15 protein-coding genes and 1 rRNA gene are annotated in these 13,224 nt (G+C 27.9%); 3 read left to right on the forward strand and 13 right to left on the reverse strand.

Features of this window, described 5'->3' with window-relative positions:
• A 16S ribosomal RNA gene (locus tag JWF52_RS05780) occupies positions 1 to 91 on the reverse strand; the annotation flags it as partial.
• A 416-nt stretch (positions 92 to 507) separates the two neighbouring features.
• Here JWF52_RS05780 and JWF52_RS05785 point away from each other — a divergent pair.
• Positions 508 to 705 (forward strand): hypothetical protein, encoded by a 198-nt coding sequence (locus JWF52_RS05785; RefSeq protein WP_208332428.1) that lies wholly within the window; start codon positions 508 to 510, stop codon positions 703 to 705.
• A gap of 353 nt (positions 706 to 1,058) precedes the next feature.
• Here JWF52_RS05785 and JWF52_RS05790 read toward each other — a convergent pair whose 3' ends face one another.
• Entirely contained in the window at positions 1,059 to 2,210 is a 1,152-nt protein-coding gene (locus JWF52_RS05790) for a S41 family peptidase (protein ID WP_208332430.1), read from the reverse strand.
• Between the two features lie 171 nt (positions 2,211 to 2,381).
• Between JWF52_RS05790 and JWF52_RS05795 the strand changes: the two genes are divergently transcribed.
• The gene (locus JWF52_RS05795; protein WP_208332432.1) at positions 2,382 to 2,954 is read left to right on the forward strand and encodes a 5-formyltetrahydrofolate cyclo-ligase; all 573 of its coding nucleotides are present in this window, start codon (positions 2,382 to 2,384) and stop codon (positions 2,952 to 2,954) included.
• 93 nt (positions 2,955 to 3,047) lie between these two features.
• Here the strand turns inward: JWF52_RS05795 and JWF52_RS05800 are convergent, their stop codons facing one another.
• Both JWF52_RS05800 and JWF52_RS05805 read right to left on the reverse strand, forming a co-directional pair.
• On the reverse strand, positions 3,048 to 5,438 hold the full coding sequence (locus JWF52_RS05800; RefSeq protein ID WP_208332434.1) for a Lon protease family protein: 2,391 nt from the start codon (positions 5,436 to 5,438) through the stop codon (positions 3,048 to 3,050).
• Positions 5,439 to 5,580: 142 nt separating this feature from the next.
• Positions 5,581 to 6,009 carry a hypothetical protein gene (locus JWF52_RS05805; RefSeq protein ID WP_208332436.1) on the reverse strand — a complete coding sequence of 143 codons (429 nt, stop codon included), beginning with the start codon at positions 6,007 to 6,009 and terminating at the stop codon, positions 5,581 to 5,583.
• A gap of 123 nt (positions 6,010 to 6,132) precedes the next feature.
• Between JWF52_RS05805 and JWF52_RS05810 the strand changes: the two genes are divergently transcribed.
• The gene (locus JWF52_RS05810; protein WP_208332437.1) at positions 6,133 to 7,350 is read left to right on the forward strand and encodes an NAD(P)/FAD-dependent oxidoreductase; all 1,218 of its coding nucleotides are present in this window, start codon (positions 6,133 to 6,135) and stop codon (positions 7,348 to 7,350) included.
• A 29-nt stretch (positions 7,351 to 7,379) separates the two neighbouring features.
• On the opposite strand, the gene JWF52_RS05815 is transcribed toward JWF52_RS05810, so the two are convergent.
• From JWF52_RS05815 to atpC, 9 genes are all read right to left on the reverse strand, one after another.
• Positions 7,380 to 8,315: a transketolase family protein gene (locus JWF52_RS05815; RefSeq protein WP_208332439.1), complete on the reverse strand. Its 936-nt coding sequence runs from the start codon at positions 8,313 to 8,315 to the stop codon at positions 7,380 to 7,382.
• Positions 8,308 to 9,135 carry a transketolase gene (locus JWF52_RS05820; RefSeq protein ID WP_208332441.1) on the reverse strand — a complete coding sequence of 276 codons (828 nt, stop codon included), beginning with the start codon at positions 9,133 to 9,135 and terminating at the stop codon, positions 8,308 to 8,310. The genes JWF52_RS05815 and JWF52_RS05820 overlap by 8 nt, the downstream gene beginning before the upstream one ends.
• A gap of 380 nt (positions 9,136 to 9,515) precedes the next feature.
• On the reverse strand, positions 9,516 to 9,908 hold the full coding sequence (locus JWF52_RS05825) for a type II toxin-antitoxin system PemK/MazF family toxin (protein ID WP_208332442.1): 393 nt from the start codon (positions 9,906 to 9,908) through the stop codon (positions 9,516 to 9,518).
• A complete protein-coding gene (locus JWF52_RS05830; RefSeq protein ID WP_042277986.1) occupies positions 9,868 to 10,152 on the reverse strand; it encodes a hypothetical protein in 285 nt (94 codons plus the stop codon). Before JWF52_RS05830 ends, JWF52_RS05825 begins: the two co-directional genes overlap by 41 nt.
• Before the next feature lie 30 nt (positions 10,153 to 10,182).
• Positions 10,183 to 11,343, reverse strand: a complete 1,161-nt coding sequence (gene alr, locus JWF52_RS05835) for an alanine racemase (protein WP_208332444.1) — start codon at positions 11,341 to 11,343, stop codon at positions 10,183 to 10,185.
• Positions 11,344 to 11,356: 13 nt separating this feature from the next.
• Positions 11,357 to 11,944 (reverse strand): germination lipoprotein GerS, encoded by a 588-nt coding sequence (gerS, locus tag JWF52_RS05840; protein ID WP_353654879.1) that lies wholly within the window; start codon positions 11,942 to 11,944, stop codon positions 11,357 to 11,359.
• A 21-nt stretch (positions 11,945 to 11,965) separates the two neighbouring features.
• Positions 11,966 to 12,427: a CBS domain-containing protein gene (locus JWF52_RS05845; RefSeq protein ID WP_208332446.1), complete on the reverse strand. Its 462-nt coding sequence runs from the start codon at positions 12,425 to 12,427 to the stop codon at positions 11,966 to 11,968.
• Between the two features lie 4 nt (positions 12,428 to 12,431).
• Positions 12,432 to 12,812, reverse strand: coding sequence for a holo-ACP synthase (gene acpS, locus JWF52_RS05850; RefSeq protein WP_208332448.1), 381 nt, complete (start codon positions 12,810 to 12,812; stop codon positions 12,432 to 12,434).
• 151 nt (positions 12,813 to 12,963) lie between these two features.
• The gene (atpC, locus tag JWF52_RS05855; protein ID WP_208332450.1) at positions 12,964 to 13,224 is read right to left on the reverse strand and encodes an ATP synthase F1 subunit epsilon; all 261 of its coding nucleotides are present in this window, start codon (positions 13,222 to 13,224) and stop codon (positions 12,964 to 12,966) included.

Genomic DNA, 13,224 nt, shown 5'->3' on the forward strand with positions numbered 1-13,224 from the left:
CGCCGCTCTTTCCCGAAGGAAATCGCTCGACTTGCATGTGTTAGGCACGCCGCCAGCGTTCATCCTGAGCCAGGATCAAACTCTTAAATATAAGTTTTGACTTGGGCTCAGATACTGTTATATATCTGGCTTTGTTTGGTTGTTTCAAATTCTATAAATTAACCTACTGTTTAATTTTCAAAGTTCATTTTAAGCAACCATGTTGGCGCTTATTTTTTTCAACTTCCTTAGTCTACCAAAGTCATTTAACTTTGTCAACTTTTTTCTGTTGTTTTTTTACTTGTTTGCCCTTTTCTTAAGGACAAGTATAACTATACCATCTTAAATTTATATCGTCAATACTTTTTTAAAAACTTTTTTAAATTTTATTTATTTTTTTATTTATTCATATTTTTCTATAAACTATCTATATAGTTAAATTGTTGATATTTATAGTAATTTGAATACTATCTATATTTTGTGTAAAACTATATATAAATTAATGTAATATTATAAGGAGATGATTTTGTGACTAGTTTTAATGATTTAAAAAGTTTATATGAGGATGGATATAGATGTATTTATCATGATTGTACAAATAGTAACCATACGATATACCTTAAAAACTTTGATAATGAAAACTCACAAGCTCTTGAACTTGAAGTTAATGACGAAAACGAATTTTCTCAATTTCAAGATTATATGAATGATTTAAAGATGTCATAACCTTATAAACACATTTTTACAATAAAATAAGGAGTATTAATACTCCTTATTTTATTGTAACTATTCTCTTTATTAAGTTTAAAAGTTCATCTCTATCTGTTTGTAATTGTTTTTTCTTCTCTTTATACTCTTGAAGACTAACAACTTTTCCTCTATTTTTATTCATAAAATCACATCCTAATTAACATTATTAACTATACTTATTAATTCTATACTTTAAACCTATAACCTTCTATTTATTATAAAAATTTTCATAAAAATTTTCATTTTTTAAAATAATATAGATTAAAATGCGTTTATAAGTTATAACATTAAATTAAATTTTATAAATTATTTTACTTTTTTATTTTTCGCTACTTCATTTGATCTTTAATCCATTTAGTAGCAACCTCTAATTGTTTTGTTTCATTTTTTTCTTCAATTGTTGGTTTTATACCTTTTCCATTTATATAGTTTCCATTTGGAGTAAAGTATTGTGCAGTTGTTAACTTATATCCAGTTCCATCTTTCAATTCTCTTACACTTTGTACTAATCCTTTTCCAAATGTAGTTGTTCCTACAGATACCCCAGCTTTATTATCTAAAATGGCACCTGTAAGTATTTCTGATGCTGATGCACTTCCTTTATTAGTTAATATAGCTATAGGTAAATCTACTTTTCCTTTACCTGATTTTAAATATTCTGTATTTCCTTTATTATCTTTAGTATATACAATAGTTCCCTCACCTATTAATTCATCTGCGATTTTTTGACATATATCTAATAGTCCACCACCATTATCTCTAACATCTAAAACTAAACCGTTTATTCCTTTTTCTTGCAATTTATTAAGTGCAGTTTTAAAGTCTTTGTATGTATTTTCACTAAATGATACTATTTTTATATATCCAATGCTATCCTCTAACATTTCACTTTCTATACTTTTTGAAACTATTTCTTCTCTTTTAACTTTAACATTAAATTCTTTTCCATCTCTGTTTAATGTTAATTCAACTTCAGTACCTGCTTTTCCTTTCATCATTCCTACTGCCTCATCAGAGTTTTTAGCAAAAACAGGATTTCCATCTACTTTTATTATTTTATCTCCAGATTGTACTCCACTTTTTTCAGCTGGAGAGCCTTCTATCGGAGCTATTACTGTTATGTAATCATCTTCAGATGTAGGACTTATATATATACCTATACCTACATAAGATCCACTTGTTTGTTCTTTTAATCTTTCAAACTCTTCCTTTGTATAATATTGAGAATATGGATCATCAAGACCAGAGAATAATCCTTTTATTGCTCCATCTACTAATTTTTTATCAGTTGGCTTTTGATAAAAGTCTTCCTTTATCATACTTTCTAATCCAATCATCTTGTTATACTTTTTATAGCCTTCGTACATGCCTTTAGATATTACAACTTTATCACCTAATGCAATTTGAAAAGTTGATGTAAATAAAGCTGTAACTAATACGAGAACTATACCGTATATAATAGCTTTTTTCTTTGATATCATGTTCGTTGCATCTCCTTTATCCTAATCTATTATATATTATATGACTAGCTATTCTTTTTATTACTATTTAGCATTTGTATTGATTTAAGTTATTTACTTATACTAAAATTCATATTAGATGGATGTGTAAATTCATATCCATATTATACCATAGTAAAAGGGGTAGATTTTATGAAAAAAGAATTTAGAAATAAAGTTATAACTATTAGAAAAAATCAAAATCATGATTTTATATCTAGCCACTCATCAATAATAGTTGAGAAATTATTATCAATGGATTGCATAAAAAGTGCCAAAAATATTATGCTTTATCTAGATTTCAATAATGAAGTTCAGACAGATGAATTAGTCAATAAACTTTTATCTCTAGAAAAGATAGTTTCATCTCCAATAACTATACTTAATGAAAAAAAACTTATACCATGCCAAATTAAAGATTTGAGAAATGATATTCAAATTGGAACTTATGGTATAAGGGAGCCTAAGAAAGAATCTTCCTGTAAAGTAAATATCTCTGACATTGATATAGTAATAGTTCCTGCTGTTGCTTATGATGAAAAATGCTATAGACTTGGATATGGTGGTGGATTTTATGACAGATTCTTAGAAAACTTAAGAGATGATGCCATAACCATAGGAATAGCTTTTGATATTCAAATTTTTGACGAAATTCCAAAAGAACCTCATGACGCTCAATTAGATTACATAGTTACAGAAACAAGAGTATTAATACCTTCATTATAATTATAAAAAATATAAGCAAAAACATTTAATAAAGTAAATTTAATTAAATGCTTTTGCTTTATTAATCTTTACATTAAGTACTTGCTTGCTATATTACTTTTTATCCTTTTTATCGCTATCTTCTTTATCACTTTCTCTATATTTTTCTAATATATCGTTAACCTTTTTATCAATTTCTTCTATATCTTTTCCTGTAAGTATTTGTAAACCTTCTTCAATATTTGATATTGCATATATATTAAACTTGCCTTCTTTAACAGCTTCTACTACTTCATCTTTAAGAACTAGGTTTTTAACATTTTGTATAGGCATCATAACTCCTTGATTTCCTGTAAATCCTTTTATTTTACATACATCAAAGAATCCTTCTATTTTCTCATTTATTCCACCTATTGGCTGTATCTCTCCTTTTTGACTTACAGAACCTGTAACTGCTATATGCTGTTTAATTGGAATATCAGCTATACTAGAAATTATCGCATATAATTCTGTACTTGATGCACTATCCCCATCTACTCCACTGTAATTTTGTTCAAACGTAATAGATGTAGTTATTGATAATGGTTTTTCTTTTCCATATCTAGACCCCAAGTATCCACTTAAAATTAATACACCTTTATCATGTATACTTCCACTTTGCTTTATTTCTCTTTCTATATTTACAACACCACGTCTACCCTTATATGTAGAAGCAGTTATTTTAGATGGCTTTCCAAAAGAGTATTCTCCTGTACCCATTACAGCAAGTCCATTTATTTGACCTACTTTTTCTCCCTCTATATCAATTAATAAAGTTTGATCTTCAAACATTTCATTTAATTTTTCTTCATATTTATTACTTCTATAGATCCTTTGATTTATAGCATTTTGAACATCGTCTCTAGTTACATATTCATTACTTTCATCACTTATAGTTGATGATTCATATATTATATCTACTATTTTATTAAATCTAGCTGTAAGCTTATCTTTATTGTCACTTACTCTAGTACTATATTCTATTATTCTTTCTACTGCATATTTATCAAAATGCTTTAAACCATCTTCATTGCATTTATTAGCTATTAATTGCACTGTTTTATATATGTTTTCTTCATTTTTATCAATTTCTATATCAAAATCTGCCATTATCTTAAATAGATTTCTAAAATCTTCTTCATATGCATAAAGAAGACTATAATAATAACTATCTCCTACAAGTATAACTTTTACATCTAAGTCTATAGGTTCAGGTTTTAATGTAGATGTAACTACATATCCATATTGCTTGTTCAAAGATTCTATTGCTATTTTCTCAGTCTTTAAGCTTCTTTTTAAAGAATCCCAAGAAAATGGATTAGATAATAAGTCTTTTGCATTTATAATTAAATATCCTCCATTTGCTTTATGAAGTGCTCCTGGTTTTATTTCCATAAAGCTAGTTGTTAGTGCTCCTATTTCATTTTTATACTCAATACAACCTATCATATTGTAGTATGTAGGGTTATTTTCAACTATTATTTTACATTCATTACATTCGCTATTATCTATAAATAAATTAACCTTATATTTACTAAATAACTTTTCTTCATTTTTAGGAGACATCATACCTAATAATGCCATTGGGTTTTGTTGATTTTCTTCATTATCCACTTTAAATTTAGAGATATTATTAACTATATCATCACATAAGTCTGTAATGTATTTTTTAATTTTTTCGTAATCTCCATACTTTCCTATTAAATACTGTCCGTAGAAATTCACTAAACTCTTTCCAACATTTTTATCTAGCTCGAAATTTTTATTTTTATAGTCTTCTTCACAGGCTTTAATCTTATCTATATATTCTTTGCTATCTTGATTAAGCTTTATTCCTTCTTCTCTTAATCTTTTTATCTCTACGGTTGTAAGATTTCCTAATTCGTCTTCTTGCATTAGTGTTCCATCTTCTTTTATTGGAATACTCATTAGGCCTCTGTCTGTAACTTGAAATTTAAATCCCCTTGGCTTTGAAAATTCATTTAAATCTTCTATTATCTTTTGTATATTATTTTCTAACTCACCCATTAATAACCTATTATGATATTCATACTCTTTAGAGTTAAATATTTTAGGTATCTCTGATTTAAGTTTATCTATAATATCTTCTATATCTTTTTTAAATAACTTACCTTCTCCTGCTCTAAATGATAGTGATGTAGGCTCATTTGAGTTTTTAAAGTTATAAACATATACCCAATCTTTTAATTCTTTTTGTTTTGCATGCTTTTTTATAAGTTTATTAGTATAGCTAGTTCTTCCAAGTCCGCTAGAACCTGCTACATATATGTTATATCCATTTTGCTTCATTTTAAGTCCAAATTCTATGGCACTGACAGCTCTATCTTGTCCAATTATTTCTCTTATTGATGATATGTCCTTAGTTGTATTAAAATCCATTTTGTCTAATACATTTTTGCATTTTAAATTTTCTATATCTACTTTATATTTATCTATATTTAACATTAATTCACCTCTATGTAGTATTTTAATTTTTATTTTTCCCTACTTTATGGTAAATAATTAGTTATTATTAAATTTTCTTTAAATAATAAAACCTAATAACCAAAATGATTATTAGGCTCCTTATATGTATTTATAAATAATCTTATTGTTCAGCTTTAGATGTATTTAGTTCTATCCTATCTGGTAAATTAGTTAAGTTTGTTTCTACAACTACATACGGAGAAGATTTCTCTTTATCTTTATATGTAGCTTTTACTCTCATTATAGATTTTTCTTCCTCTTTTAAAAGGTCTATTTTGTCTATTTGAATTCCGCGTTTACTATCATTACCTCTGGTTACTATTACATATATTTTTTTATCTAATTTTACAGCTAATGCCCTTTCTTCATTTGTATATTTATCCATTACATCTAATATTTTTTCTGGTATAGCTTCTCTTTGTAATATTGTGTAATCTACTGGCTTAGATTTCTCCATAAACATATTAGGTATAAACACGAAACCTCCGATTATAAGTATTAATACTAAAACCCCATATATTACACCCTTAATATTAAATTTTATATTCAAATATATCACCTCCCATCTAATCTAAATATATGAATCTATTTATATACTTAGAATATTAATTATAAGAATAAGTTCTATCTGTTTATGGAAAAATAAATCATATTAATACTTAGGAGGCTATATATGAAAATGCAATATGTTCAAGGTAAACCAATTTTCACATCTATAAATAAAAATATAAAGCAGTTTAAATATCTAGACAAAGATTTAGAAACGGAAGTTTGTGTTATAGGAGGTGGTGTTACTGGTGCAATTGTTGGATATTATATGTCTAAAAATAATATTTCTAGCGTTGTATTAGATAAAAGTAGATTTGCCCACTTAAGTACAAGCGTTACTACATCACTTTTACAATATGAATTAGATGATAATCTAAGTGATTTGACAGAGTACACAACATTATCTAATGCTATAAAGTCCTATAAACTAGGCTTGAAGGCTTTGTCAGAACTAGAAGATTTTATTAAAATTAATGGAAACCATTGTCTATATAAGAAAAAAGATACTCTATTATATACAGCTAAAAATAATGAAATAAACGCTATTAAAAACGAGTATGATTTAAGAAAAGAAAACGAGTTAGATGTAGAGTATATAGATGATACTAACTCTCCATTTAGTTTTGATTTAAAGGCAGGTATAATATCCAAAAATGGAGGTTCAGAATTAGACCCAGTCCTATTTACTCATCAGTTACTAAATGTTGCTCAAAATAATGGACTTAAGGCTTTTGAAAATACAGAGGTTATAGATATAAAATATAATAATGAATTAATAGAAGTTATTACTGAATTTGGATACACTGTAAAATGCAAAAAAGTCGTTGTTGCAACAGGTTATAATACTTTACAGTTTACAAAAAGAAACTTCGCCACTAAAAGTACAACTTTTAATATTGCTACAAAACCAGTCGAAAACTTTGATGGATGGGATAGAAGAATTCTTATAAGAGATAACTGCGATCCATATAATTATCTACGCACAACTGATGATAATAGATTAATTATAGGCGGGGAAGATATTAGTTTTATCCCTGGTATATTTGATGAAAAAGCCGCAAATGAAAAATATGATATATTAGAAGCTCGACTAAAATCAATGTTTCCAAATATAAATAATATAGAAGTAGATTATAAATATTGTGGTACATTTGCATCTACTAGCGATAACTTAGGATTTATAGGTCCAGACCCTGATCATAATAATTTATGGTACTGTTTAGGATATGGAGCAAATGGTATTTTATTCGCTATATTAGGTGGTATGTTTTTATCTGATTTATACAAAAACAAAGTAAATAAAGATATGAATCTATTTAAAGTGAATAGATTTGATAAATAAAAAAATATAGCCATAATTGGCTATATTTTTTATTTCTTAGCTATTGCTTCTTTAACAGCCTTAGCTATATCATCAGATGTTAATCCATATTTCTTTAATAATTCAGTTGGCGTTCCAGACTCTCCGAATGTGTCGTTAACTCCTACTTTTTTAACAACAACTGGGCATTCTTCACTTACTACTTCACTTACACTTGATCCTAATCCACCGATTATATTGTGTTCTTCAGCAGTTACTATAGCACCTGTTTCCTTTGCTGCATTTATTATTATTTCTTTATCTATAGGCTTTATAGTAGACATATTTATAACTCTAGCATTTATACCTTCTGATTTTAATGATTCATGAGCCATAACTGCTTCATTTACCATTATTCCACAAGCTATTATTGTAGCATCATTACCTTCTCTAACTATTGCACCTTTTCCGATTTCAAATTTATAATTTTCATCAAATAATGTAGGCACTGCGCTTCTTCCAAGACGAATATACATAGGTCCATTGAATTTAGCCGCTTCTAATATCATTTGTTCAGTCTCTACACCATCTGCAGGAACTAAAACAGTCATGTTTGGTACAGCTCTCATTATAGCTATATCTTCAACACTCTGGTGAGATGCTCCATCTTCACCTACTGTAAGACCCGCATGCGTTGCACATACTTTAACATTTAATTTAGGATATGCTGCTGAATTTCTTATTATTTCAAAAGCTCTGCCTGTAGCAAACATAGCAAAACTACTTGCAAAAGGAATTTTTCCTGCTGCTGCAAAACCACATGCTGCTCCTATTAGGTTTTGTTCTGCAATTCCCATATTAAAGAATCTTTCAGGGTAAGCTTTATAAAAATCATTTGTTTTAGTAGATTTTGATAAGTCAGCATCTAATACAACTACATTATCATTAATTTGACCTAACTTAACTAATGCTTTTCCATATGCCTCTCTAGTTGCTATCTTACTCATTGTCTGCACCCCCTAATTCTTCTAATGCTCTTTCTAAATCACTATCACTTGGAGCAGTTCCATGCCATCCAGCTTCATTTTCCATAAACGATATTCCTTTACCTTTTACAGTTTTGGCAACTATCATAGTTGGTTTTCCTACTGTTTCTTTAGCCATATCAAGAGCTGCAAATATTTGATCAAAATCATGACCATCTATTTCTATTACATTCCATCCAAAAGCTTTAAACTTATCTACTATCGGTCCGATATTCATTACTTTTGATACGTCTCCATCTATTTGAAGTCCGTTATAATCTAAAAATGCTACTACATTATCAAGATTATAATGAGCTGCACTCATTGCTGCTTCCCATACTATTCCTTCTTGAACTTCTCCATCACCAAGTAAAGTGTATACTCTCCATGGTGCATTATCTAATTTAGATGCCATAGCCATACCGCAAGCTACTGAAAAACCTTGTCCTAATGAACCAGTAGACATATCAATACCTGAGATATTTTTCATATCTGGATGTCCTTGTAACATACTTCCAGTTTTCCTTAATTTATTTAACTCGCTTCTATCAAAAAATCCCTTTTGAGCTAAAGTTGAATATAACACTGGTGCTGCATGTCCTTTTGATAAAACAAATCTATCTCTATCTTCCATTTTGCAATTATTAGCATCTACATTCATTTCATCAAAGTAAAGGGCTGTTAATATCTCAACAGCTGATAATGATCCTCCTGGATGCCCAGACTTAGATTCATGTATCATAGAGACTATATCTTTTCTGATATCACGTGCAATCTCATTTAATCCTTTATGGTCTCTCATGTAATTACCTCCCTGTGTTTGTAAAGTAAAAATTACTCATTATGTAATGTATTATTTCTTCCAATCTCATATTATTATATCACTTTTATATAGTTTTTTACTCATAATTTTTAAATAAAGGCCTATTATGTGTATTTTTTAGCTATATTTGGATATTTTATGTAACATAATTTGAAATTTCTCATTTTTATATTTTAATATATATCTGTATACATAAATACATCTTTCTTTACTAAAATTGTATTTAAAATATAGTTTAAATTTACCTATATTTATGAAACTATATTTTAAATATATAGTTTATAATCTTTCCATAAATATCGTAAATTATAAATTTTAAAAATAAAAAAATATTGATATTAAAATTAATATCAATATTTTTATAGTACAAATAGCCCTAAACTTATTTGAAGGCTATTATCTACTTTTACCATCATGTTCTTATCTAGACAACCAATCTTTTCTCTTAGCCTTTTTTTATCTATAGTTCTTATTTGTTCTAAGAGAATAACAGAATCCTTATTAAGCCCATATTCGTTAGCACTTATTTCTATATGAGTAGGCAACTTAGCCTTATTAATTTGGGATGTTATGGCTGCTACTATAACAGTTGGGCTATACTTATTTCCTATGTCATTTTGTATTATCAAAACAGGTCTAACACCCCCCTGTTCTGAGCCAACAACTGGGCTTAAATCAGCATAATATAAATATCCTCGCTTTATATCCGAGTTAGTACTCACCTTGAGCGATCTTCCCTTCTGAATTATCATCAGAAGATACTTCATTTGTCATACCTAATTCAGCTAATGATAGGTTAATTTGACCCATTTCTTTATAACCCTTGATCATATGCTCCTTGAAGTCTATTTTTTTCTTTTGAGTTATATAGAATTGAAAAGCAGCTTTTGCAAAATCTTCTCTATTGCTATTTTCCATCTGGACGATATAATCTACTTCAGATATTAAAGAATCCGGTAAAGTAAATATTATTTTTTCCTTGCTTTTATTTCGCACAAAATCGCCTCCCGGAGTATACTATCAATTTTATTTTATCAAATAACTACCCGCTTGTAAAATTGCATCTTTTACCATATAAATACGGCTAACTCTTCTTGATACCATGCATAAAATTTCATAGTTTATAGTTCCTAAATCTTTAGCCATTCTTTCGACGGTCATATTATCTTCTCCAAATATTATAACCTCATCTCCTATTTTTATGTCTATTTCTTTATCTATTTTAACCATGCATTGATCCATGCATATTCTACCAACAATATCAAAGACCTTACCTTTTATAAGTACCTTAGGATTTCCTTGCATTCTTGTAAACCCATCAGCGTATCCAATAGGTATAGTTACGATTCTTTCCTTTTTGCTGCTTTTATACTTTAGCCCGTAACTTATACCTGTGCCTGACTCAATTTCTTTAATATGAGCTATTGTTGTTTTTAGCTTCATAGCTGGTTTTAATTCTAGTCTTTCTTTAATAACCTCATCAGATGGATAATGTCCATAAAGCACTATACCACATCTTACCATATCAAATCTTAAGTCTGAACAATCCATAATTGCAGCACTATTAGATACATGTTTTATAGGTATATTTATACCCTTAGAAAGTAAACTATCTACCATAAACTTAAAGTTTTCTACTTGTTTATAAGTAAATTCTTTATCTTCTTCATCTGCCTTAGCAAAATGAGTATACATACCTTGCAGTTCTATAAACTCTAAATCATGTATCTTTTCTATTTCATTTACTGAAGATTCATTACATATAAATCCTAATCTAGCCATACCTGTATCAATCTTAATATGAACAAAGGCCTTTTGCTTTATACTACTAGAAATATTGTTAATTTTTTCTGCCATTTCTAAAGAATAAACAGTAAGAGTTACATTATTTTTAATAGCCATTTCTAAAGAGTTTTCTGGAATATATCCTAAACATAGTATAGGAAGTTTTATGTTATTTTCTCTTAATTCTATAGCTTCTTCCAATCTAGCTACCGCAAAGTAATCTACATTTTCATTTTCTAAGAATTTTGCAATTTCAACCGATCCATGTCCGTATGCATTAGCTTTTATTACTGCACAAATTTTAGTATCTTCCTTTAATATTTTTTTTATATTACTTAAATTAAATTTTATGTTATCTAGATTTATCTCCGCCCACGTAGGAGCTGTTATTGTATTTTTCATATCTTTCTTCCCCTTATTTCTTATACTCAAAGTCCTTATATGTTACTGTAAATCTAATATCATCTTTATCATCCAGTATTTCCATTTTTTCAGGTAATTTTGTCTTTGAATTAATATATAAAACTTGTTTACTAAAATACTGATTATCTCCAGGTATTAAAGTTTCTAGGTTTAAACTTCCCTTAGATAATTTTATAGTTACTTCTTCATTTTGAAGATAGTTTTTAATAAAATCACCTATAAACATATACTGATCGTTAGTTCCTGCGTTAGGTAATTCTACTGTATCATTTATTTCTGGGTTTTTTACTAGTATCTTATCCTTGTTATACTCTATAGTTTTACCTTTTAAATGTTTCGGAGAAACTACTTCTAGTTTGTAATTATCTGGCTTATTATAATTATGAATAAACACATAATTATGTGCACTTTTATTTCCTATAACTTCTACATCTGCTGTACACTTGTAAGAAGACATAGTTAATATTTTCTTTTGAAATTCTTCATATAATTCTTCTTTTGTGGACTCTTTCTTTTGACATCCTATGACAATACCTAAAATGCCGACAGTTATAATAATTAACACGGCCCACTTTTTCACTCAAAATCCTCCTACTGTATATTATTCATTATACATTGCTTTAATTATATCATATCTACATATTATTCCTTTTAAATTATTATCATCATCTATAACTGGAACTCTATTTATAGATTTTTTTATCATTAGGTTAGCTATATCATCAAATTTATCATTTTCATGTACCTTAACTATATCCTTAGACATTAAGTCTTCTACTTTATATGCTGCTACTTTTTTCATATCTTCTTCTAATTTTTTATAGTCATCTAAAAATATTAGGCCTTGCATGAAGTTTATTATGTGAGGAGATTCTATGTAAGTCTCTTTTTTCATTATATCAGTTTCAGAAATAATCCCTACAACCTTACTATCGTTATCTACTACAGGCAGCCCTCCTATCTTTTCTTGAATTAATAGCTTAGCTACACTTGCCAAACTATCATCTTTTTTTGCAATTATTACATCTTGAGTCATTATATCTTTTGCTGTTTTATTCTTCATTTTATCACTCCTTAATTATAGTCATTGCATTTGCTACTGCATATTCTTTACAGTGAGATATTGAAACTTTTATTTCTAAAACATTATAATCTATGCAAATTTGTCTTAGATTATTATAAGTTTTAACAACTGGCTTGCCTAAATTATTTCTTAAAACTTCAATATCATTAAAATTATAATTTCTTATACCTGTACCTATAGATTTACTAATCGCTTCTTTTGCTGCAAAGTTTCCCGCTATAGTTTCAGCTTTAAATCCTTTTGATTTAAAATAATCTATTTCATTCTTTGTAAATATTTTATCCAAAAATCTAGGATTATTTTCCAAAATATTTCTTATTCTTTCAATTTCTATAATATCTACACCAATATCCAATATATTCATTATATCCTCCCAAAATTACCTATACTATTATTGTATTACTATTAGATGATTCTATTCAATGACTTCTATTTTTTAAATTAAAAATATTTTATATACAAAAAGAGCTAGAAAAATTCTAGCTCTTTTTATATATAAAATTATAAAATCTTTTTTACATCCAATCAGCAGATTCAGTTACTATAACTATCTTTTCCTTATCTACATTCATGAATCCTCCAGAGATTTTAGCCTCTTTATATTTTCCGTCTTTTTTAATACGTAGAGTTCCAGTTGATAATCCCGCTACTAAAGGTCTATGGTTTTTAAGTATACCTCTATCTCCTTCAGTAGTTCTAACTATTATCATCTCAGCTGTTCCATTGTAAAAGGTCTTATCAGGAGTAACAATTTCAAGTGCAAATTCGCTTGCCAT

The organism is Clostridium sp. CCUG 7971 (assembly GCF_017590215.1).
Classification (GTDB): Bacteria; Bacillota; Clostridia; order Peptostreptococcales; family Peptostreptococcaceae; genus Faecalimicrobium.